Here is a 22222-nt window from a genome sequence, read left to right on the forward strand (position 1 = left end):
GTCGACCTCCGCGCACCTGCGCCCTCAGTACCAGGAGATACCCGTGAGCAGCTCCACTCACCGCCGAACTCTGCGCGCCGCGGCGCTCGCCGCCGTCGTCGCCCTCGGCGGTCCGATCACCCTTTCCGGGTGCGCCCAGGTCGCGGACGCGTTCAACGCGATCCAGGCGCAGACGTCCGGTGGGGGACAGTCGGTCGTCGTCGCGACCCCCGCGCCGCAGGCGACGGCTTCCGCCATGCCGTTCGACTCCCGGTTCACCTACGACGGTTCGGTGTCGCTGTCCTCGGAGGTCGCCGACGGCCTCGAGCTGCGCCTCGACGTCTGGGCGGTCGACCCGAAGCGCACCATGGAGTGGACCGCGACCAACGAGAAGCAGTTCGGCTTCGCGCTCAACGTGCACGATCACCGCGTCGACGAGAAGTCGGTCCTCACCCAGAAGCGTCGCGTCTACATCTCGTCGGTCTCCATCACCTCGCAGACCGCGCAGTCCGGCGGTCAGGTGTCGAATCCGTTCCAGTTCAGCGCCGACCCGCGCACGCTCGTGCCGACCGACACCCTCCGCTCGGACCGCGGCCTGCTCCTGAACAGTTTCCAGGGCGGCCTGCTCGTGCCCACGACCTCGATCCGCCAGCTGCCGAACGACACCTACGGCATCACGCTGGAGTTCGCGCTGAACATCGCCGTCGAGGGCTCCGCGAACTCCGACACGTCGTTCACGCAGCAGACGGTGTACCAGTATCTGCCGATCGCCATCTTCTCCTCCGACGGGTCGGCGACCGCCAGCCAGTCGAGCGATTCGACGACGGGCACCGGCCGCGCGCCGGGCTGGGGCCAGAGCAGCGACCAGGGCTGAACGCCCGGCTGCGTCCCGGCTCAGACGTGCGGAACCGCGCCCGACCCGGGACGCAGTCGGCGGCTCTCCATCAGCAGGGAGAGGTCGTGCACGTCGACGACGGTGTGGTGTTCGAACGTCACGTCGGGGGTGTCGGTGTAGTCGATCAACGGCATCTGCCCGGCGAAGATCCGTCGCACCGCGGCCTCCGCCTCGGTGCGGGGCGTCGATCCGGCGTGCAGCACGAAGACGGTGTCGCGTGCGGGGACGCCGGACGAGGACCCCGGCAGCGCTTCGTGCGTGGCATCCACCAGCACCGTGATCATCTCTTCGGCGCGGCCTGCGCTGTGCGCCGCGCGGATCAGATCGATCTCGGGGATCCGGGCGATCATGACGTGGACCCGCTCGTGGTCGCGCAGGATGTCTTCCGCGGCCAGACGGAGGATGCGGCGATCGTGCGCCCGGGTCCCCGGTGACGGATCGTCGTCGAGCTGTCGTCCCAGGAGCACGGACCCGAACCCCATCCCCACGATCGCCAGCGCGCTGAGGAGGGTGGTGATCTGCGTCGACGCGGTGACGTGCCACAGGGCCGACGTCATCCCGGCGGTGACGCCCACCACCAGCCGGTAGAGGTTGAAGGCCCCGAACACGACGAGTGTCGCGACGAGGATCCGAGCACCGGCCAGATCGCTCACGGGTCGACGCGCGAACTCCACCGCGGCGAGGACGGCGAAGACCACGAGTCCCGCTGTCTTGAGGAGAGTGGCCTCGTCCGCGGGGACGACGAAGGTGACGGCGAGCATCAGGATGCCGACGGCCCCCGTCGTGGCCGCACCGATCCCGCGCCGCGCGTTGAGGCGACGGGCGCCCGCCCAGGCCAGTCCGACCGTCACGACGTTGGTGGCGTTCCCCACCGCGGCGGCGAACGTGCCGCCGCCGGCCACCTCCACCACGTTCGCCAGGGAGCACGCCAACGCGGCGAGGGCGGCGACGCCCATGTACCGCACGAGTTCCGCGCGTGGGCCGCCGCGGTCGTCGCCATGGCGGCCGTGCGCCAGGAACAGCGCGGCTCCCGCGACAGATGCCGCGGCGATGGCGGCGAGGAGGTCGAGGACGACCATCTCGGAGCTCTCCCTGTGCCCGGGCCCCGCGGGAATCTTGAGGAAATCTTGCGGGGACGGTGGTCATGTGCGGCGGTGGCCTTGCGGTGAACCTATCAGAGTGGGACACGGCTGAACCGCCGCCCCTCCGACAGGAAGACACCGCCATGACCGATGCGCGAAGCTTCGCTCCCCAGAACCGGGCGCTCACCTATCCGGTGGGCGGCGCGGCGGCTCCCATCGTCGAGGAGCACGCGTTCCCGGACGACTTCGCCTCCGTGCTGGAGCACTCGACGGTGCACCGCTCGACCATCGGATGCGTCATCCCGGCGTACAACGAGGAGGAGTCGATCGCCGAAGTGATCGAGGCCCTGCTCGGTCAGACCCGCGTGCCCGATGTCATCCACGTCGTCGTCAACAACACGTCCGACGCGACGGTCAAGATCGCGTCCGAGTACAGTGGCCCGCACGAGATCACCACCGACCTCGGTGAGCAGTTCACCGAAGTGTTCGTCCACGACATCGGCAAGAACCCCGACAAGAAGGTCGGCGCACTGAACTACGGCTACTCGCTCGTCGAGGGGTACGACTATCTCCTGGGCGTCGACGGCGACACCATCGCCGACAGCAAGGCCGTGGAGTACCTCGAGACCGAGGCCGTGTCCGACTCCCGTATCGGCGGCATCTCGGCGATCTACACGATCGACGACAAGCCCATCAAGGGCATGATCGCCCGCTTCCTCACGGCCGGCCAGCGGACGCAGTTCGCCGCCTTCAACCTGCAGAACCTCCTGCGCGGCCGCAACATGGCGGTGCTCGGCGGGCAGTTCTCGATCTTCTCCACCAACGCCCTCCGCGAGGCGATGAAGCAGAACCACCAGGTCACGCCCTGGGTCAAGGACTCCGAGGTGGAGGACTCCCTGCTGTCGCTGCAGATCAAGAGCGCCGGCTACCTGACCAAGATCAGCCCGTACGCCCGCGCCAACGTCGGCGGCATGACGACGCTCTCCGGGTACGACGCCCAGCAGGTGAAGTGGACCTACGGCGCCATCGAGCTCATGTGGCCGGGGCAGCGTGGGGACACCAAGGGACAGCCGTTCCACCCCAACCTGCGTCTGCGCTGGTTCGAGAACTTCGGCATGCTGACCAACCTCTTCGTCCGCGTGGCGTTCCTGACGCTCCTCGCCGGTTCGCTCTCGATCAACGCCTTCGTCTTCTCGCCCCTGTGGCTGATCCCGCCGGTGGTGGCCATGCTGCTGAACCTGCGGATCGCCCGCACGATGGCCGCGGTCGACCGCACGGACATCCTCTTCGCCGTGCTGTTCTTCCCGGCCGAGATCTTCATGTGGATCCGCATCAGTCACTTCGTGCGCTCCTGGACCCGCTTCCTCTCGCGGAAGAAGGTCGACAACTGGGCCATGCAGGCCAAGGCCGAGCGCGGTGGCGGCCTCGGTCACTGGGCGCCGATGGTGGTCCTCATCGCCGTCGCGATCGCGCTCGCCGTCATCTGGGTCCTCGTCGGGCCGATGGTGCAGTCCTCGATCCTCTGGATCGGCTGGCCCATCGTCGGTGTCGTCACCGTCCTGCAGACCCTCCTCATGTTCTCCAAGCTCGTCCGTCGTCACCACGGATACAAGGTCTGAACGCGACCCGAACGCGTCAGAAAACGGATGCCTCGGCCCTGGGGAGGGTCGAGGCATCCGTGATGTCCGGGCTCGGTCAGGGCGTCGCCGACAGCTCCGACGTGAGACGGTAGCCGACCCCGCGCACGGTCTCGATGTACCGGGGATTCGCGGGGTTGTCGCCGAGCTTTCGGCGGAGGTTCGTCATGTGCGCTTCGATCGCGCGCTTGTCGGCTTCGCCGACGAAGTAGCTGGTGACGTACGACTCGCCGCGCAGCACGAGGGTGAGGTCGGCCTTGCTCCGCACACGGCGCTTGGACTCCATGAGCGTGGCGAGCAGGTCGAACTCCGTGCGGGTGAGGTCGAGTTCGAGCCCGTCCACCCGCACGATACGGCTGTCGGGGTCGAGCTGGAGGTCGCGGTGGACGATCCAGGGGCCGCCGTTCGGCGTCAGTTCGCCGTGCGCCCGCGGGGCGAGCTCGGTGCCGGGTCGCGGCGCGAGGTCGGTGCCCGGGGGAGTGGCCCACGGATCGGGGCCCTGCGACGACGGCACGACGACAGGGGCGCTGGGCAGCGGGGCCGCCGGCGCGGGGGCCGGGGTCGGTTCGACGTGGGCCACGGGTTCGGGGGCGGGACGCGCGGCCGGGAAGGACGGTCCGACACTGTCCTGGCGCGGACTCGGGACGGCGGAGCCGCCGGCGCGCGGGCGGCGCAGGAGCGCCTCGATGCGGGCGCGCAGCTCGCGGGGACGGAAAGGCTTCACGACGTACTCGTCCGCACCCGCGCCGAGGCCGAGCACGACGTCGGCCTCCTCTTCGAGCCCCGTCAGCATGATGATGTAGGTGTCGCTCTGCTGACGGATGCGGCGGGCGGCTTCGAAGCCGTCGATCCCGGGCATGTTGACGTCGAGCGTGGTGATGAGGGGCTGGTAGGCGATGACCGCCCGGACGCCGTCGATCCCGTTGCCGACCGACACGGTGGAGAACCCGGCCGATTCGAGCACCTCGACGAGGAGGTGGCGGATGTCGGGGTCGTCCTCGACGATCACGGCCGTCTTCAGCATCTCGGTGCTGTCGCTCATCCCACCACTCTTCCGGCTTCTGCACGGGGCCCGTGCCCGCGTCCTCCCCCGAGTCGCGGCGGCCGCACAGCGGCCGAGCCACATCTTTACATACTTCGCGGCGCTTACGGTTAGTCGGTGGCGGGCAGTCGTGGATCAGCGGCTCTCGCGGGTCAGCTCGACCGCGGCATCCGGCCACCAGGTTCCTGCAGCGGGCCCGCCGTTGCACTCGCCGTCGCTCTCGCCGGGTGGTTTGATCCACAGCGTCGTGTCGACGACGCCGTCGCCGAAGGCTCCGCCGGCCGCGCCCACGAGTCGGCCCGCGGGGTTGCACCACTGCGAACCGGCTGGACCTGCGCCGTTGCGGGAGGTGTCGATGATGGCGTGGGTCCCTCCGAGCAGATCGGAGAGCTGGTGCGCATAGGCGAACTCGTTCGCGGTGTCCTGATAGTTCGAGACGTTCAGCGCGATTCCGCGCACGTCGCCCATCAGCCCGGTGGAACGCAGGAGGTCGGCCATCTCGGTCGCCGGATGCCAGGCGGAGTGCCCGCCGTCGAGGTAGATCCACGTGTCGACGCCGCGGATGTTGTCCACGGCGGTGCGGAGGTATCCGGCTCGGTCGTCGAGCGATCCGCACGACGGGGCGAGCGCGATGCTGTCGGGCTCGAGGACCACGATCTTGCGCACGTCGGAGGCGTTGCGCAGAGCATCGCCGATGCGCGCCGTCCATTCGGCGTAGGCCTGCGGGTCCAGCCCCCCGGCGGAGTGATTGCCGCAGTCGCGGTCGGGGAGTCCGTACACGGCAACGGAGACCGTCGCGTCCTGATCGCGGGCCTCGGCGGCGAGGTGCGCGATGCGGTCCCACACCTCGTCGACGGGGTCGATCTCGGGGGTGAGCCAGTAGGTCGTCGGTTGGGCGGCCAGCCACGCCGCGGCGTCCGCCTCGGGAGTGCCGGCCGCGGCCTGTGCCGCGGCCTTCGCCGCCTTCGACTCGTCCGGGGTGACGATCCGCGTGTCCACCGCGGGGGGTCGCGCCGAGAGGGTCTGGAACAAGGAGGTCACCAGCGATCCGACGACGGCGATGCCGGCCAGGAGCGCGACGGCGAGCACGACCGCTCCCGTGACCAGGACCGGCCGAGGTATCCGGCGCCGTCGACCCGGGCGGTGCGCTCTCCCCACCCTCGAGACTTTAGTCGAGGGCTCGAGCGCTGCGGCCGAGCTCCGAAGGGTACGGAGCCGACGCGGTGATTATGGACTCGATCCGGAAATTCCCAGCACTCGTACGGCCCGCGTGTACTGGTTAGCCCAGCGGACCGGATACCCTCGGAACGTGGGCAAACTGGTTTACAACGCGCTCGGTCACTCGTTCGACATCGAGGACCGGACGCTCGCTCACCTGCGGTTGGTCTTCATGAACAAGTTGCGCCGAGGCGAGCCGTTCATGTTCCATTTCCCGGTGGGCGACGGCAGTGGCACGCGCACCCTCTGGATCCACCCGTCGATCCCGCTGGTCTTCCACTTCTACGGCAGTCGTTCGCCGCACGTGAACCGTCGTTGGGTCGACGAGCTCATGCACGAGGCGAGTTCACCGAACGGGCTCACGGTCGTCGCAGAACCCGATCCGGATGCCGTGGAGCCGGCGACGGTCTGATCCGTCAGCGGCACTCCGCATCGACGACCTCGCGAACGCGGTCCAGGAAGTCCGCCAGATGGTCGGCGGCTCCGGGCGGCAGATCGAGCGCGAACTCGCGGATCCGTGCCGTGACGGGGTCGATCGCATCGACGTCGGCACTCCGGTCGAAGGGCACCACGAATTTGCTGCGCCGGTCCGAGGGGTTGGCCACGAAACCGATGAGGCCGCCGGCCGCGAGGCGATCGAGCATCCCCGTGACCGACGCCGTCGAGACGGCCAGGGCCTGGGCGATCTCCGTCGGGGTCACGGTGGCGCCTTCGTCCGCACGCTCGAGGATCAGCCGCATCGCCGCGCGGGCGTTCTCACTGGGACCGCAGTCGGTCTGGCGTCGCCGGGCGAGGCGGGCCTCGGCGAGTCGCAGTCTCTCGACGGCGCGGGCGGCGACCGTCGAGGGGTCGTCTTCAGTCACGATCGTCATGGCTCTCCTGTAAGGGTCCGGCCGCCCGATGCGACAGTCTAGTTAGGCAAACGAGATTCCAGTGATGCGATGGACCCGGCGAAGCCCATGGTGAACGGTAAAGAAACTTGGCGTGTGCCGGATATTCCTGCGTGATTCATTAGGTAATAGTTAGGCAATCTAGTAAAATATGAATTGCCGAAACTCCGGAAGGAGATGCTCATGGGCCTACTGTTCTACGGGTCGTCCGAGCGCCCGATCCGGATACCGGACCGTGTGCTCGCCCACGTGAAGGTGGTCATCGCCACCAAACTCCGCCGCGGCGAGAGCTTCACGATGTCCTGGCGCCACCCCGAGGGGGAAGAAGGAGGGCGCAGCACGATCTGGATCCAGCCGTCGATTCCGCTCCGCTTCGTCTTCGGCGCGGTCGAACCCGAGATGCTCGATCCCGCTCTGCTGCAGTCATACGCCAATTCGGCCAACTCATCGAGCGGCCTCACCATCGACCTCGATGCCGCGGTGCCCGCCGATGCCGGAGAGTCCGCTCGCCGGACGGCGTGACGCGGGGCCGACTCGGGTCCCGCGGGAGCGGTCATCTCAGCGCCGCCCCGACGCGTGCCGGTGAGCGATGAGCGACATCCACTCCATCCCCGGGCACGGCGGTGCCGAGCGTCCGCGCATGCGCTCCCAGGCCTCGACGTAGATGCCCTCGAGAAGGGATGCCGCCGTGTCGGCGTCACGCGTGAGGGTTAGCAGGACCGCGTACACGCGGGGCGAGGTGGCGTCGTAGAAGGCGACGAAGGCGTCGCAGTCCCCGGTCGCCGCACGGACCAGGAGGGCATCCAGGTCGACCTCGCCGAGCGGGGCGGAAGGGCTGACGGTGAGCGTCATGGGCACCTCCCTGCTCGTCGTTTCCTCAGTCAACCGGCCCCTGCGCTCCGTGTCCGGGGGTTGCGCTCGCGGGGCGATTCCCCTAGACCCGGTGCGGCGACCCGCCGACGCCCGTGGGGTGTCCCGTCAAGCCCGGGCCGGACACCCGGGTGCGCGTCTAGCCTGACCGCATGAGACCGTTCGTCCGATGGGCCCTCGCCCTGGCAATGACCTTCGCCGGTGTGGCGCACCTCACGTTCGCGCGACGCGACTTCCAGGCGCAGGTGCCCGACGCCCTCGTCGAACGCGTCCCCCTCGATCGCGACGCCGTCGTCGTGGCATCCGGGGTCGTCGAGATCGCCTTCGGCGTCGCGCTGGTCGCGCTCCCCAAGGAACGACGCCGCATCGGGGCCGCGCTCGCGGCGTTCTACGTCGCGATCTTCCCGGGGAACGTCGACCAGTGGCGGAAGAAGCGGTCGGCGTTCGGACTCGACACCGACCGCCGCCGGTTCACACGGCTCTTCTTCCAGCCCGTGCTCGTCGCTGCGGCGTGGTGGTCGACCCGCTGACTCGGCGATGACCGCCGTCGTCAGCCTGGAGTTCGTCTTCGACGCCGCAGCGGACGCGGCGGTGCGCCGCGAGTGGGACCTTCTCGCCGCGGCGGACCTGCCCAGTCAGGCCCGGCACACGGGGGCGAGCAACCGTCCGCACGTCACTCTGCTGGTGCGCCCGGTCCTCCCGGACTCCTCCGTCGGCGGGCTGTCCGATCGGCTCCCGGTTCCGGTGACGCTGGGTCCGCCCGTCCTCTTCGGCTCCGGTCGGACGCGCGTGCTCGCGCGTTCGGTCATCCCGACCATCGCGCTGTTGGATCTGCACGCCGACGTGCACGCGTCGGCGGGAGCCGGCGACGACGCTCCGCACACCGTGCCGGGGGAGTGGACGCCGCACGTGACGCTCGCGCGGCGCGTGCCCGTCGACCGCGTCGGCGAGGCGCTCGCCGCGCTGTCCGTCGAAGGCGGGGAGCCGATCGCGGCGTGCGCGGTCGGCATCCGCCGGTGGGATGCGGCCACCCGGACGATCACGCACGTCGCCGGACGTGGCACGCTGGGATCGTGCTGAACGACGACGCCCTGGCCTTCCTCGCCGAGTATCACCTCGCGACCCTCTCGACGATCGGTCGTTCGGGACGCGTGCACGCCGTCCCCGTGGGCTTCACCTACGACGACGGTGTGGTGCGCGTCATCGGCTCTCGCGGAACGCAGAAGTTCGTCAACGCGGAGCGCTCCGGCCGCGCCTCGATCTGCTCGGTCGACGGCGGCCGATGGATCAGCTTCGAGGGGCCCGCGCGCGTGAGCGAAGACCCCGAGGCCGTCGCGCGCGCCGTCGACCTGTACACCGCGCGCTACCGCCGGCCGCGAGTGAACCCCGAGCGCGTGGTCCTGGAGATGACCGTGGAGCGGGTGCTCGGATCCGCCCCCTTCCGCGCCGGGGCGGCGTAACCTGGAGGCATGTCCTTCCCTCCTCCTGTGATGCCCCTCGGGCGTGAGGGGGTCGTCGGCGTCCGCATCGCCGACGGCAGAGGCGCGATCGGACCCGTGGCCCTCGCCGCTTGATCGGCGACGTCGCGCGACCCTCGAGTCGTGCGCCCACGCGCCGCGTTCGACCTCCGTCGGCGTGGCGTCCTCCGTTCTCCCGCGCACCGACGCGGGTGTCCTCCGACCGGACAACCTCCGGTCCACCGATGGGACCCTCATGATCGCCCTCACCGAATCCACCGTCCGATCCAGCTTCGTCAACGTCTCGCTGCGCGAGCGCAAGGCGATCGTCCTTCCCGCGGATCTGGCGGGTCACGACTGGGACCGTCTCGACTACTTCGGCTGGCGGGACCCGAAGTCGCCCCTCATGGGGTTCATCGTCGCCGAGATCGACGGGAGCGCCGTCGGCCTGCAGCTGCGTCAGGCCGAGCAGCCCACCCGGTCGAGGCCGCAGTGCTCGTGGTGCTCCGACGTCACGCTGCCCAACGACGTCGTGTTCTTCGCGGCACGGCGGGCCGGGAGCGCCGGAAAGGCGGGCAACTCCGTCGGCACGCTCCTGTGCGCGGGGTTCGAGTGCTCGGCCAACGTGCGGCGCCTGGACCCGCCGGCCTATCTGGGTCACGACGCCCAGGCGGCGCGGGATCGCCGCATCGAGGGTCTCCGCGCCCACGTCGACGGCTTCTTCCGCGACCTCATGGTCGGCTGAGCCGGGTACGTCCCCGCGCGCCCCGATGCCGCCCGGCCCCGTTCGGCTGGGCCCGCCGGGTCAGCGGGGCGGGCAGGTGGCGAAGGCGTACTCCGCGGCGTCCGGGGTCGAGAGGCGCCGGTCGCGCAACACGGTCGCCGTGGGGGTCGCGTCGTCGGCGCACATCTGAGCGAACGAGCGCGGCAGCTGGTCGGTGTACTCGATGTCGATGACGTGGGCACCGTACACGTCCGAGTACGCGGAGCATTCGTCGTAGGCCGCGCACTCCTCGGCGACCGCGAAGTCGAATCCCGCGGCATCCCGGAGTCGATCCGCGAACTCGGCCGCGTTCTTCTGACCGGCGGCGAGGCCCGCCCCGTGCGCCGCCGCCACCAGTGCGGCGGCGACGGCGGCGTTGTCATCGAACGTGAGCGCGCCGTCGGTGCGCGTGAAGGTGTCGAGGTTGTCGAATTCCACCGCCTGGAATCCGGATGCCGCACACCCGCGGATCCACGCGGCGACGTGCTCCACCACGCGTCGGCGTGCTTCGTCGGTCGAGGTGTCGACGAGGCGTTCGTCCGGCCAGTCGGGGTCGAACACCGGCTCACCGTCGCGCTCGAGAAGGGTCCCGTCGGGCCAGTCGTCACTCTCGCCGGGTTGGGTCTGGAACGCGTTGACGTAGCAGATGGAGTACAGCCCGTCGGCGGGTTCGGCCGTGCGGTCGCGGACGACGACGGTCACCCCCTCGGCCGGTGGGTAGGCGGCGCCGAGCTGATAGTCGACGCGCGCGTCGGTCGGGAAGCTCGTCGAGGCGTCGCGTGGGGGCGCGTCGGCGACCGTGCTGCACGCGGTGAGGGCGAGGATGAGCCCGGCGATCGCGACGAGGGGGACGGCGCGCGGCATGCGACCACCCTACGATCCGGCGCCTGGGATACTCGACGCGATGAACCGCAGCCTCAGCGCCCTGATCGCGGTCGCCCTGTGCGCGGCCGCGCTGTCGGGGTGCGCGCTCGAGCCGACGATCGTTCCCTCCGCATCCTGCGCCCCCGGTGCCGTCCAGGTGGGCGAGGGGGCCGACGCCCTGCAGGCCGCGCTCGACGCGGCCGCCCCGGGAGACGTGCTCCAGTTGTCCCCGTCGGTGTACCGCGGACGTTTCCGCGCGGCGGCGGTCGCGACACCGGACGCCCCGATCGTGCTGTGCGGTTCGACGGGCACGGTGCTGGACGCCGGCGACGTCGCGGATGGGTACGCGCTGCACCTGGAGGGCGCGGCGTACTGGGACGTCCGCGACCTCGCGGTGCGGGGCGGACAGAAGGGAGTCGTGCTCGACGCGACGACGCATTCTTCGCTCAGCGGTCTGACGATCTCGGACGTGGGCCAGGAGGGGCTGCATCTGCGCGCGGGGAGTGCGGACAACTCCGTGCGCTCCGTCACGGTCGAGCGCACCGGACTCACCGACCCTGAGTTCGGCGAGGGTGTCTACGTCGGTTCGGCACAGTCGAACTGGTGCCGCTACACCGGGTGCGATCCCGACCGCAGCGATCGCAATGAGTTCGTCGGGCTCGTCGTGCGCGACACGACCGCCGAGGCGCTCGACGTCAAGGAGGGCACCACCGGCGGAACCGTGCGCGACTCGTCGCTGTCCACGGGCGCCGCGTCCGCCGTCGACAGCGCGGTCGACCTCAAAGGTTCGGACTGGCGGCTCGAGAGCAACACGATCGAGGGACGCGTGGATGCCGTGAGCATCCACGTCATCCTGGCGCCGTGGGGTTCGGGCAATGTCGTGGCCGGGAACGTTCTCCGTCCGGGGCAGGCCGGAGTCGGCGTCGCCGTCGTCGGCGCCGCCCGGGATGCGGGCAACACCGTCGCGTGCGAGAACACGGTCGCCGCGGGCGTGTCCCTCAGCGACGTCACATGCACGTGACACGGACGCGGTAACCTGCACTGTCACCCCCGGACCGTAACTCGGCGTATCCGCCGCAGGCAGGGGAGGACACGTGGGCCAGGGCTCATTCGGTGAACAGCTGATGTGGCTGCTTCCGTTCGGGTATCTCGGGATCGTGTCCTGGGGCTTCTGGCTCGTCCGCAAACTGCTGGCCGCGACGTCGCGTCCGGTGCGCAACGACTACCGCACGACCACCACGGTCGTGGTCCCCTCGTTCCACGAGGATCCCGACGTGCTGGTGCGTTGCCTGCAGACCTGGGTGCGTCAGGGGCCGTCACGGATCATCATCGTCCTGGACGTCGCCGACGTCGAGGCACAGCAGCGCATCGAGGCGATGGGGCTGCCCACGGTCGAGGTCGTGATGTTCCACCACCGGGGCAAGCGTTCGGCGCTGGGTGTCGGCATCCGGATGGTGGACACCGAGCTGATCGTGTTCGTCGATTCCGACACCGCGTGGGAGGACGGCATGCTCGACGCCGTCCAGATGCCGTTCATCGACCCGGCGGTGGGCGCGGTCAGCACCCGCCAGAACGTGTACATGCCGAAGTCGAGCGTCTGGCGCCGCGTGGCCGACTGGATCATCGACCTGCGCTACACGGACTACGCCCCCGCGATGGGGCGCTTCGGCGGCATCATCTGCGCGTCGGGCCGCACGGCGGCCTATCGCACCTCGGTCATCCAGCCCCGGGTCGAAGACCTCGAGCACGAGATCTTCTTCGGCAAGGAATGCATCGCCGGCGATGACGGGCGCATGACCTGGCTGGTGCTCTCGCAGGGTTTCCGCGTGGCGCACCAGGACAGCGCCCGTGCCCTGTCGATGTTCCCCGGCACGTTCCGGGCCTTCGTGAAGCAGCGCGTGCGATGGAGCCGCAACTCGTTCCGCTGCTACCTCACCGCTATCCGCCACGGGTGGGTCTTCAAGGTGCCGCTGATCTCGCAGATCACGATGATGCAGATCCTGTTGACCCCCTTCACGATGTGCGTGGCACTGGCCTACATCTTCCTGTCGGTGCGCGCGCAGCAGCCGATCCTCGCCCTCACACTCGCGATCGTCTGGCTGTTCGTGGGGCGTGGCATCCGCGGGATGTCGCACCTGTGGCGGCGTCCCGAGGACATCGTCCTGCTGCCGCTGGTGACCGTGATCATCATCTTCGTCGCCCTGCCCGTCAAGGTGTACGCGCTGTTCACGATGAACAAGCAGGGCTGGTTGACGCGCTCCGCCGACGCGCAGGGCGGAGAGGGGCAGTCCGAGGCGAGTCTGGGCGGCGAGGGGCAATCCGCCGCGAGCATGGGATGGGCGACTTCGTCCGCGGACGCCACGGATCCGGCGCGTGGCTGACGACGGCGCACTGACCGCGCTGGAACGCGGCGACACGCACCCGGCCATCCGAGGGGTGGCGCGGGTGATCATGGTCGTCGCGGTGATCGTGCTCGTGGCCGGCGTCGTCCTCGCGGGCAATTTCGTCCACACCGGCACGTTCCTGCCCTGGCTCCGCGCCGACGCGCCGACGGGCCCGGTCGTGGGGGTGTCTCCGACCCCGGATGCCGGCGAGACCCCGGCCGCTCCGAAGAGCCCCGCCGAATTGGTCGCGGCCGAGGACGCGCGGCTGACGGCCGTGGCCGCGCTGGCGCCCGGGGACCCCGCGCTCGTGGACCAGTGGAACACCGTCGTCCTGGCTCCACAGAACGGGCAGGCGACGCTGTACCACGTCGCCGACCTGGTGGCTCTGGGGGCGGTCCGCGCCGAGGATGCACGGACCTTCACCCTTCTGCGCAACGTCGTCATCCGTCGCGGAGTGGAGCTTGACTTCCTCGGGGGCGCCACGCTGCGGATGGCGAGTTCGCCCTCGGGGACCACGAGCATCGTCACCTGGGGCGGCGTCCTCGGCATCGTGGGTGCCGAGGACGATCCCTTCGTCGTCACCTCCTGGGATGAGGCGGCTGCCGCCCCCGACGTCGACGAGACGGACGGCCGGGCCTACATCCGTGCGCGGGACGGCGTGCTCGGGATCAAGGACGCCGAGATCCGCGATCTCGGATACTGGAGCGGTCGCACCGGTGGTCTCGCCGTCACGGGCACCGGCGACGACCGCGCCTCGGCGGGGATCGTCTCGACGAAGATCACGGGACTGCACTACGGGGTGTTCTTCTCGGACACCACCCAGGCGGGCATCCAGGACAGCACGATCGAGCGCTCCACCCTGACGGGCTTCGAGGTGACCAACGGCGCGTCGGACACCACCGTCGAGCGGACGACGATCACCGGCTCCGGCGGCGACGGCATCTCCGTCTCGCGACAGTCCACGGGGACGAAGATCACCGACACCACGGTCGCCGGCTCGTCGGGATGGGGCATCCGCATCGACGGTTCCGCCCTCGCCGACGGTCCCACGTCGGGCGGGTACGGATTGAGTCCCGCGAAGGGGTTCACGCTCACCGGTTCGCACGTGCGCGACAACGGCGAGGGCGGCGTGCGGGTGATCTCCACCGACGCGACCGAGATCCGCGGCACCGAGGTGTCCGAGACGCGCACGGCGGTCCTCGTCGAGGGTGCGTCGACCGGGCTCACCGTGGCCGACGCCGACCTCACCTCGTCCGACCTGCGCGGTCTGGACGTGTCCGGCAAGATCACGGATGCCACGGTGTCCGACTCCCGACTCGCCGGCCGCCGCATCGCGCTCGAACTGACCGGCGCGGCCGCGATCGTTCGCGACAACGATCTGCGGGTGGCATCCGGATTCGCCGTCGAACTCTCCGACGGCGCGCGTGCCGACATCACCGGGAACACCTTCCACGGCGTCGGTCAGGACGTCGTGGCCGCGTGGTCGGGCTCCCGGACGATGCAGCAGGGCAACGTGCAGACCGATTGGACGTTCCAGTGGGCCTGGGTCGGCTGGATGAACGAGCATCCGATGATGTGGATGTGGGCGTTGGTCCTCCTGATCCCGGCGATCGGGGTGCCGGTGCTCTGGCGACGCCGTCGCGAACACCAGAAGCTCCGGAGGCTGCTGCACGAGGCGCTGCTGCGGCACGGAGAGGAGCAGGTGGCGGCCTACCGCCCCGACGCCGCCGCGGGATGGGCGCCACCCGACCTGGCGCGACGCGAGCCCACTCCCACCGCCGAGACGCCTCGGCCCGGTCCCGGCAGGCGCGGGCCCGCGTCGGCGTCCACCGAGGCGCGTCTCGCATGGCGCCCGGCCGCATCGCCGACGACGGTCGGCCCTCGCCCGGCGCCTCATCGGCCCCGCTCGTTCGCCGACCTGCGCACCGGTCCCCTGGAAGGCCGCACCTTCGCCTCCCTGCAGCAGTTCGCCGTGGCGGCGGTGCTCGAAGGAGGGTATTCGGTGCCGACCATCGCGCGCCTGTTCCGCATCCAGCAATGGCGGCTGCAACAGTGGGTCGACGCGGCAGCGCACAACCCGACCGGGGGAGGGAGTCGTCGATGACCGAGGAGCACGAGGACGATCGGCTGAACACCGTTCTCCGCACGCTCGGCGAGCGGGTGCGTGCCATGCGCCTGGCTCGCGGGATGTCGCTCGCCGCGTTGTCGTTCGAAGCCGCGCTGTCCGAGCAGCGCATCAAGTCGATCGAGTCCGGTCGCACCGCGGTGCCGTTGGCGGTGCTGGTGGCGCTCGCCGACGTCTTCGAGGTCGGTGTGTCAGACCTGTTCGGCGACGGGATCGCCGCGACTCCGGCGTCCGACGCGATCGACGCGCCGAGTTCGAGCCCTCACGTGGTGCCGAGCCCCGTGATCTGGGGTGGGGAGCTTCCTCCCGCGCCCTGGATGACTTCGCGGACGCCGCTCGAACCGGACGCAGCCCCGGCCGCCCCGGTGCATCGATCCCCCGCCGAGGGCGCGCCCGGCACGGGTTTCTCGCCGCACATCGCGCCCGGGACGGAGGTGCTGCCGCCGGCCCCGTGGCAGACACCGGCGACATCCGCGGGACATCACACCGCCCCGCCCCCGCCGGCCCCGGCGCACGCCCCATCCGTCCCGCCCGCGCACGTGCCCTCGGTCGCTCCGCGCGTGCACCAACGCGCGGCCGAGCGGGGGATGCAGGGGGCGTCGGCCTACGTCCTCGTCGCGTCGGGCACCCAGCCGGCGACCGCGCCGCGAACCTTCGCCGACCTTCGCGTGGGTCCGCTCGCCGGACGGAACTTCCGCTCGTTGCAGGAGTTCGCCGTGGCCTCCGTCGTCGAGGGGCATCACGCGATCGCGGACGTCGCCCGGGTGTTCCGGGTACCGGTGTGGCGGCTCGACCAGTGGGTACGTGAGACCGGGCACGTGATCTGAGCCCCCGCGGGGCCGGGAGATCTCAGAGCGCCCGGAGCTTCTCCAGCAACGGGCCGGCGACCTCGTCGACGAAACGCTGTTGCTGTGCGTCGCCGACCTGAACGATCGCGACATCGGTGAAGCCCGCGTCGATGAAGGGACGCGCGCTCTCCGCGAGTTCATCGAGATCCGGGCCGCAGGCGATCGAGTCCGCGACGTCGTCGGGGCGCACGAACTGCGACGCGCCGGCGAACCCCGCGGGAGTGGGCAGATCGGAGTTCACGGCCCAGCCGCCGGCGAACCACCGGAACTGGTCGTGCGCGCGGGCGATCGCGGCATCCTTGTCGGGATCCCAGCTGATCGGGATCTGGCCGATCTTGCGCGAGACGCCCTCGTGGTGCTCGTCCCACCCGCGGATCAGGTCCGCCTCGGGTTCGGTGGTGATGAGGTGGTCGCCCAGCGGCGCGAACCGCTCGACCGAATGCTCGCCCGACACGGCGACGCCGATGGGCACACCGCCCTCGGGTGCATCCCACACCCGCGCGGAATCGACCCGGAAGTACTCGCCGTCGTAGGTCACGAGATCGCCGGTGTGCAGCGCGCGGATGATCTCGATCGCCTCGACGAGCATGTCTTGGCGGGCATGGACGGCCGGCCAGCCCTCGCCGACCACGTGTTCGTTGAGGTTCTCTCCGGAGCCGAGGCCGAGAGTGAACCGCCCGTCCGACAGCAGCTGCAGCGTGGCCGCCTTCTGCGCGACGACGGCGGGGTGGTAGCGGATGGTCGGGCAGGTGACGTAGGTCATCAGCTCGATGTCGGTGGTGGCGTAGGCGACTGCGCCGAGCACGGTCCACGCGTACGGCGCGTGCCCCTGGGACGTCAGCCACGGGGAGTAGTGGTCGCTGGAGACGAGGAAGTCGTATCCGGCGCGCTCGGCGCCGACGGCGTAGTCCACGAGTTCGCGGGGACCGCTCTGCTCGGTCATGAGGGTGTATCCGAAACGAGTCATGCCGTCACGGTAGGTCGGTCCCGTGCCGAGGCCCGCGGGGTTGCGCGGAACGCACGGATACGGCACCGGGCCCACGGCATCCACCGTGGACCCGGTGCGGCGGATCAGTCCTCGGGTGCGTGGACGACCTTCTCGCCCTCGAACTCGTCGCGGCGCTTCTTCTCGGCGTCCTTGCGCGTCTTGGCCAGGCTCGCCACGGTCGCCACCGCGACGGTCGCCGCGATGAACAGCAACGACAGCCAGATCGGGATCTCCGGCACCCACAGCAGCGGCTCGCCGCCGTTGATGAAGGGGAGCTCGTTGACGTGGAGGGCGTGGAAGACGAGCTTCACTCCGATGAACGCCAGGATGACCGCGAGGCCCTGCGAGAGGTACACGAGGCGCTCGAGGAGGCCGCCGATGAGGAAGTACAGCTGCCGCAGACCCATCAAGGCGAAGGCGTTGGCCGTGAACACGATGTACGCCTCGTTGGTCAGCCCGTAGATCGCGGGGATCGAGTCGATCGCGAAGACCAGATCGATGAAGCCGATCGCGACGATGACCAGGAGCATCGGCGTGACGAAGCGCTTCCCGTCCTTCTGCACGGTGAGCTTGTCGCCGTTGTACTCCTCGCTGACGGGGAGGACGCGGCGCACGAATCGCATGAACCTGCCGTTCGCGGGGTCGCTCTCACCGTGTGCGAACGCCTGACGGTACGCGAGGAAGAGCAGCAGCGCGCCGAAGATGTAGAAGATCCACGAGAAGTTCTCGATGAGGGCGGCACCGACGGCGATGAACGCCCCGCGCATCACCAGCGCGATGACGATGCCGATCATCAGGACCTTCTGCTGGTACTTCTTGGGCACCGCGAAGCCGGTCATGATGATCAGGAACACGAAGAGGTTGTCGATCGACAGGGCCTTCTCGGTGAGGTAGCCGGCGAAGTACTCGCCGCCGTAGGTCCACCCCGAGACCACGCCGATGCCGACGCCGAACAGCAGGGCCAGGCCGATGTAGAACGCCGACCAGCGGGCGGATTCCCCGATGGTCGGTTCGTGCGCCTTGCGGACGTGTGCGAAGAACTCGAACACGAAGAACGCGATCGTGATCGCGATCGTGATGATCCAGATGAGCGGGGTGACACCCACGCGGGCCTCCAAGGGTTCTGGTGTACGTCGAAACACCAAGGTCTCTTCCACTCGCGATGCGAGCCGACGGCCCGGGTCCACGATGGCGTGGACCGTATTGACGGGATCGTCGCGTGGGAATACTCCCCTTGTCGGGGACCATCATACCGGAGCTTGACAGGCCTGGCCGAATGCCGATTCGGAGTCGATCAGCACGACCGCGTCGCGGACGCAAGCCCTCGCTCCGGAATCGGGCCCGCCCACAGGATGCCGGGAGGACCCGGATCGAGGAGGACCCGATGGACGAACGCGAACCCACCCAGGACGCGCCGGTGATGGACGGTGCGACCGAGGCGGCACCCGAGGAGAAGTCGGCCGGTGCACAGGAGCAGCGGTCGGCGGACCGTGCTGTCGGCGGCGACACCGCCGACGCGGAGCTGAACGACGACCTGCGCAGCATCCGCGCGTACGGCGAAGACCGCTGAACGACGGACCCCGTCCGGAGCCGGGGTGGGGGAGTGGCTCGACGGACGGGGAACGTCGCGCGCCGGGAGAGGCGCATCCGCGCCGGCGATGCCGGGGCTGGGTAGGACGAGAGTACGCCCGGCGGATGCGAGAAGGACCGGCTCTCAGCCGATCCGAAGGCGCCGCCGCACCATCTCCCGGAATCGCCAGGTCCGCTCGCGCATCCGATGGCGCCGCGCGGCACCGCGGAGGGTCGCGGCCCACCGTTCCAGCACCGCCGACTCGTCGAACTCCGCCGCGCGGGCGACCGCATCGCGTCGCATCCGCGCCAGTACGCGTTCGTCGGTCGAGTGGGCCGACACCAGCGTCGCGGTGAGTCGCGCCACGTCGCCCGCCGGGACGAGCCACCCCGTCCGACCATGACGGATCAGCTCGCGCGGACCGTACGGCACGTCGTACGCGATCGGCAGGCATCCCGCCGCCATCGCCTCGGCCACGACGAGCGAGAACGCCTCGGAGCGGCTGGTGAGGAGCAGAACGGATGCCGAGGTCAGGGCCCCGCGTGCAGCCGGGACGAAGCCGTGCAGCCGCACGCGCCCGTCCGTGCCCGCCCGTTCCTCGAGCCGGTCGCGCTCCGGTCCGTCACCGTAGACGTCGAGGGTGAGCTCCGGGACGCTCTCCGCCGCGCCGCGTGACGCGGCGACGGCGTCCTCGACGCGTTTGATGCCCTCCAAGCGTGCGATCACGACCGCGCCGCTGCGCGGTCCCGAGGGGACCTCGACCCGCGACACAGGGTGAGGGACGACGGCCAGCAACGGCAGGGGGCCGACCCGCCGCCGCACGTCGCGCGCCTGTCGGGCGGTGCAGAACACGACCGCGTCGAACGCGCCGAGCCGCGCGAAGACCTCCGCCCGCGAGGGCCGCAGCGCCGCGCCGTCGTCGGTCAGGTGCGAGCCGTGCACCACATGGACGACGACGACATGGGGACGCCGGTACCCGGCCGCGAATCGCGCCATCGCCTTGCTGTCGACGAGGAGGAACGTCGCCTGCCGTTCGGTGAGACGGTCCAGCCACGCCGCGTACAGGGTCCGCACTCCACGCCAGGCGGCACGCGGGGCGCCCTGCGCGTCGCAGGTCACGACGACACGGCGCACACCGCCGTCCGGTGCGGGGACGTCGCGGCGGTCGCTGGCGGCCAGGGTCCCGTCGCGACGCAGATGATCGATCTGTTGCACGGCGCCCCGGGGATCCGTGCGGACGCGACGCAGAACCACTCCGTCCACGCTGTCGACGGCGGAGTCCGCCGGAAGCGGGGAGAAACCCGCGGCCGGTCCGACCGCTCGGCCCCGCAGATCGTTCTCGCGCAGCCAGTCCCACAGGTTCCGCACCCGGACGCCGGACGACAGGGCGGCGCGCTCCGCGAGCTCTGCCGCGGTGGCGATCGGGTCGGGGCGATCCTCGCACGTCAGCACGTCCACGGGCACCCCGCCTCGTCGATCGAACATCCGCGACCGCTGCAGCAGCGCGGCCGTCAAACCGCCGTAGGAGCGGGGGATTCCCCAGGTCAGAACCATCTGACGACCCGGTGGCAGCACGGTCATCGCGCGCGCTCGGTGCAGGAGGGATGTCCGTTCCGGGGTCGGTGCCGGTCGGCGCCGCGGGGGGAGGTGCGCATGACGTGACTCTACGCGGGGCCGAGCGCCCGGAAGCGGGTGGTCAGCGTCCGCCCCCGCCCCCGCCGCCCATGCCTCCGCCGGAGAAGCCGCCGCCGAACGACCCGCCCGAGAAACTGCCCGACCCGCTCGTCGTGGGTGCGGGACTGGTTCCGGAGTGCATCGTCGACAGCGACGACGCGAACAGTGCGCTCGAGAACCCGTTCGGTCCCGAGTACCAGCCGAGCTCCGTCCCCGTCGCCTGCGCCTGGACGGCCAGGACGTCGGCCCATTCGCGTTCCACTCCCCAGACGACCGCCCACGGGAGCAGCTTCTCGTAGAGGTGCAGGACCTGCACGGGGTCGTCGGTCCCCCCGGATCTGCGCTCAGCCCCCTCCGGGCTCTGCAGCACCCGCAGCCGGTCGGCCTCGGCCAGGGTCAGGTAATCGCGCAGCCCGATCAGGTGATCGCGCACGGGGGCGCCGGCATCCGTCACCCGGTCCGAGTACCGGATCAGGACGAACGTCAGGATGCCGCCGACCACCGTCGTGGGGATCGCTGCGATCTGCCACCAGGTCGGCGTCGCGCCCACCGCGGTGATCATCAGGGCAGCGACCGAGACGCCGAATGCGGCGACGGCGATCACCCCCGCGGCCACCGCGCCGCGCATCTGCGGTCGGCGCATCCATCCGCGTCTCCGCACCTCCGTGCCGGCCACGGCGAGCATGTCGCGCAGACGCGCGCCCGCATCGCTGCCCGGTGTGTCCAACGCCACGCGCTCGCCGGGGCGCGGGCGGTCGCCGAACACGGCGGCGAGGACGCCGGCGCGCAGAGGCGTCGCTCCCGCCGCGTCGACGTATTCCAGGGCCAGCTCGTCGTCGGCCGACGGGCTCTCGACGATGCGGAGATGCCCGGCCACCGCCGTGTCGAGGACCGCGGCGGGAAGGGCGGCGCCGCTGCGTCCGACGAGGTGCGCTCCCTCGAGGACGTCGACGCCGGCGGGCGGGGTGTACTCCGCGACGATGATCCCCCGACCTGCCGCATCGCGATTGCGGCGGCGCGAGACGACGGCGGCGCCGATCGCGACGGCGCTGAGCCCGAGGGTGCCGAGCGAGACCGCGGCCAGTGCCGGGGCGGCATCCACGGAGAACTGCTCGGCCGCCGTGCGAACCACCTCGCCGGGCACGAACGTTCCCCTCGCGAAGCCGACGGCGATGGTGACGTTCTCGCCCGGACCCAGATCGTTCGACCCCGCCGAGAACGTCAGGCCGCCGTCGGCCCGATCCGTCCGGGTGACCTCGCAGCGGTCGGAGGACCCCTGTGCGCCCCGGTAGCAGGCCGCGGCACCGTCGAGCGCCGCCGCCGCGAGCGAGGCGTCGACGGTCACTTCCACGTCGACCCGTCCGAACGGCTGCGCCCAATCGGTTCCGTTGACGTCGCGGTAGAACTCGTCGGCGTCCGTGTCGGCGAATGCGCGGATGGTGTCGCGCTGCGTGTACGAGATCACATAGGTCTGCCTGCCGTGCACGTAGTCGTCGTCACCGGTCAGCACCCGCACCTCCCGCCGGTCGGTTTCGACCTCGAAAGGTATGGCCGCGCCGTCGGCGCCGGTCACCGCGGTGATCCGCGTCTGCAGAGGGACTCCGTCGTAATCGTCCGGGATCACGCGGATGATTCCGCGGTTCTGGTCCTCCTCCGGAAACTCCGCCACGAGTGTCTCGGTGACCGACAGCTCGGCATGCCCGTCCGCGGCCCGGGTCAGCGACATCCGCGCGTCGAGTGAATCGAACCGGAAATCGTCGACGTCGGCATGGGCGGGGGCGGTGGGGAGGACCGTGAGGAGGACGCAGAGGAGCGCCGCCGCGGTCAGCGCGGCGCGAAGCGATCGGACTCGAGAGGCGAGGACGTCCATGCCTCGACGCTATCGAGATGCCGTCCGGATCGAATCCGTCCTGCGGGGGATGCCGGTCACCGACGC

General features: G+C 70.4%; 23 protein-coding genes. 13 read left to right on the forward strand and 10 right to left on the reverse strand.

Features of this window, described 5'->3' with window-relative positions; all coding sequences use genetic code 11:
* Positions 1-43 precede the first annotated feature (43 nt).
* Positions 44-853: a fructose 1,6-bisphosphatase gene (locus BGO45_RS14170; RefSeq protein ID WP_292695301.1), complete on the forward strand. Its 810-nt coding sequence runs from the start codon at positions 44-46 to the stop codon at positions 851-853.
* Positions 854-873: 20 nt separating this feature from the next.
* On the opposite strand, the gene BGO45_RS14175 is transcribed toward BGO45_RS14170, so the two are convergent.
* Positions 874-1953: a hypothetical protein gene (locus BGO45_RS14175; protein ID WP_292695302.1), complete on the reverse strand. Its 1080-nt coding sequence runs from the start codon at positions 1951-1953 to the stop codon at positions 874-876.
* A gap of 146 nt (positions 1954-2099) precedes the next feature.
* Between BGO45_RS14175 and BGO45_RS14180 the strand changes: the two genes are divergently transcribed.
* Positions 2100-3575, forward strand: coding sequence for a glycosyltransferase (locus tag BGO45_RS14180; RefSeq protein ID WP_292695304.1), 1476 nt, complete (start codon positions 2100-2102; stop codon positions 3573-3575).
* Positions 3576-3651: 76 nt separating this feature from the next.
* On the opposite strand, the gene BGO45_RS14185 is transcribed toward BGO45_RS14180, so the two are convergent.
* Entirely contained in the window at positions 3652-4635 is a 984-nt protein-coding gene (locus BGO45_RS14185; RefSeq protein WP_292695306.1) for a response regulator transcription factor, read from the reverse strand.
* Positions 4636-4770: 135 nt separating this feature from the next.
* Positions 4771-5793 (reverse strand): glycoside hydrolase family 6 protein, encoded by a 1023-nt coding sequence (locus BGO45_RS14190; RefSeq protein ID WP_292695308.1) that lies wholly within the window; start codon positions 5791-5793, stop codon positions 4771-4773.
* Between the two features lie 151 nt (positions 5794-5944).
* Between BGO45_RS14190 and BGO45_RS14195 the strand changes: the two genes are divergently transcribed.
* On the forward strand, positions 5945-6265 hold the full coding sequence (locus BGO45_RS14195; RefSeq protein WP_292695310.1) for an ATP-dependent DNA ligase: 321 nt from the start codon (positions 5945-5947) through the stop codon (positions 6263-6265).
* A gap of 4 nt (positions 6266-6269) precedes the next feature.
* Here the strand turns inward: BGO45_RS14195 and BGO45_RS14200 are convergent, their stop codons facing one another.
* Positions 6270-6725: a MarR family transcriptional regulator gene (locus BGO45_RS14200; protein ID WP_076491263.1), complete on the reverse strand. Its 456-nt coding sequence runs from the start codon at positions 6723-6725 to the stop codon at positions 6270-6272.
* A gap of 201 nt (positions 6726-6926) precedes the next feature.
* Here BGO45_RS14200 and BGO45_RS14205 point away from each other — a divergent pair, with 201 nt between their 5' ends.
* Positions 6927-7265, forward strand: coding sequence for a hypothetical protein (locus BGO45_RS14205; RefSeq protein WP_292695312.1), 339 nt, complete (start codon positions 6927-6929; stop codon positions 7263-7265).
* A 36-nt stretch (positions 7266-7301) separates the two neighbouring features.
* Here BGO45_RS14205 and BGO45_RS14210 read toward each other — a convergent pair whose 3' ends face one another.
* Positions 7302-7595 carry a hypothetical protein gene (locus BGO45_RS14210; RefSeq protein WP_076491258.1) on the reverse strand — a complete coding sequence of 98 codons (294 nt, stop codon included), beginning with the start codon at positions 7593-7595 and terminating at the stop codon, positions 7302-7304.
* Positions 7596-7765: 170 nt separating this feature from the next.
* Between BGO45_RS14210 and BGO45_RS14215 the strand changes: the two genes are divergently transcribed.
* From BGO45_RS14215 to BGO45_RS14230, 4 genes are all read left to right on the forward strand, one after another.
* Complete coding sequence (locus BGO45_RS14215; protein ID WP_292695314.1) at positions 7766-8143, forward strand: hypothetical protein; 378 nt, start codon at positions 7766-7768, stop codon at positions 8141-8143.
* A 7-nt stretch (positions 8144-8150) separates the two neighbouring features.
* Positions 8151-8693, forward strand: coding sequence for a 2'-5' RNA ligase family protein (locus BGO45_RS14220; protein ID WP_292695315.1), 543 nt, complete (start codon positions 8151-8153; stop codon positions 8691-8693).
* The gene (locus BGO45_RS14225; RefSeq protein WP_083696537.1) at positions 8687-9073 is read left to right on the forward strand and encodes a PPOX class F420-dependent oxidoreductase; all 387 of its coding nucleotides are present in this window, start codon (positions 8687-8689) and stop codon (positions 9071-9073) included. The genes BGO45_RS14220 and BGO45_RS14225 overlap by 7 nt, the downstream gene beginning before the upstream one ends.
* Positions 9074-9326: 253 nt before the next feature.
* Complete coding sequence (locus BGO45_RS14230; protein WP_292695317.1) at positions 9327-9815, forward strand: FBP domain-containing protein; 489 nt, start codon at positions 9327-9329, stop codon at positions 9813-9815.
* Positions 9816-9875: 60 nt separating this feature from the next.
* Here the strand turns inward: BGO45_RS14230 and BGO45_RS14235 are convergent, their stop codons facing one another.
* Positions 9876-10697 (reverse strand): endo alpha-1,4 polygalactosaminidase, encoded by an 822-nt coding sequence (locus tag BGO45_RS14235; protein ID WP_292695319.1) that lies wholly within the window; start codon positions 10695-10697, stop codon positions 9876-9878.
* A gap of 40 nt (positions 10698-10737) precedes the next feature.
* Here BGO45_RS14235 and BGO45_RS14240 point away from each other — a divergent pair, with 40 nt between their 5' ends.
* From BGO45_RS14240 to BGO45_RS14255, 4 genes are all read left to right on the forward strand, one after another.
* A complete protein-coding gene (locus tag BGO45_RS14240; RefSeq protein ID WP_292695320.1) occupies positions 10738-11718 on the forward strand; it encodes a right-handed parallel beta-helix repeat-containing protein in 981 nt (326 codons plus the stop codon).
* Positions 11719-11791: 73 nt separating this feature from the next.
* Positions 11792-13078: a glycosyltransferase gene (locus tag BGO45_RS14245; protein ID WP_292695322.1), complete on the forward strand. Its 1287-nt coding sequence runs from the start codon at positions 11792-11794 to the stop codon at positions 13076-13078.
* Complete coding sequence (locus BGO45_RS14250; RefSeq protein WP_292695323.1) at positions 13071-15185, forward strand: right-handed parallel beta-helix repeat-containing protein; 2115 nt, start codon at positions 13071-13073, stop codon at positions 15183-15185. Before BGO45_RS14245 ends, BGO45_RS14250 begins: the two co-directional genes overlap by 8 nt.
* The gene (locus BGO45_RS14255; protein WP_292695325.1) at positions 15182-16033 is read left to right on the forward strand and encodes a helix-turn-helix transcriptional regulator; all 852 of its coding nucleotides are present in this window, start codon (positions 15182-15184) and stop codon (positions 16031-16033) included. Before BGO45_RS14250 ends, BGO45_RS14255 begins: the two co-directional genes overlap by 4 nt.
* 22 nt (positions 16034-16055) lie before the next feature.
* On the opposite strand, the gene BGO45_RS14260 is transcribed toward BGO45_RS14255, so the two are convergent.
* Positions 16056-17021 (reverse strand): LLM class F420-dependent oxidoreductase, encoded by a 966-nt coding sequence (locus BGO45_RS14260; protein WP_292695326.1) that lies wholly within the window; start codon positions 17019-17021, stop codon positions 16056-16058.
* A 104-nt stretch (positions 17022-17125) separates the two neighbouring features.
* Complete coding sequence (locus tag BGO45_RS14265; protein ID WP_292695328.1) at positions 17126-18148, reverse strand: TerC family protein; 1023 nt, start codon at positions 18146-18148, stop codon at positions 17126-17128.
* Positions 18149-18426: 278 nt separating this feature from the next.
* Between BGO45_RS14265 and BGO45_RS14270 the strand changes: the two genes are divergently transcribed.
* Positions 18427-18612, forward strand: a complete 186-nt coding sequence (locus tag BGO45_RS14270) for a hypothetical protein (RefSeq protein WP_076491249.1) — start codon at positions 18427-18429, stop codon at positions 18610-18612.
* Positions 18613-18756: 144 nt separating this feature from the next.
* Here BGO45_RS14270 and BGO45_RS14275 read toward each other — a convergent pair whose 3' ends face one another.
* Together BGO45_RS14275 and BGO45_RS14280 are read right to left on the reverse strand one after the other, a co-directional pair.
* On the reverse strand, positions 18757-20166 hold the full coding sequence (locus BGO45_RS14275) for a glycosyltransferase (RefSeq protein ID WP_292695331.1): 1410 nt from the start codon (positions 20164-20166) through the stop codon (positions 18757-18759).
* A 142-nt stretch (positions 20167-20308) separates the two neighbouring features.
* Positions 20309-22156, reverse strand: a complete 1848-nt coding sequence (locus BGO45_RS14280) for a DUF2207 domain-containing protein (RefSeq protein WP_292695332.1) — start codon at positions 22154-22156, stop codon at positions 20309-20311.
* Positions 22157-22222 lie beyond the last annotated feature (66 nt).

It is taken from the genome of Microbacterium sp. 71-36, assembly GCF_001898305.1.
GTDB lineage: Bacteria > Actinomycetota > Actinomycetes > Actinomycetales > Microbacteriaceae > Microbacterium.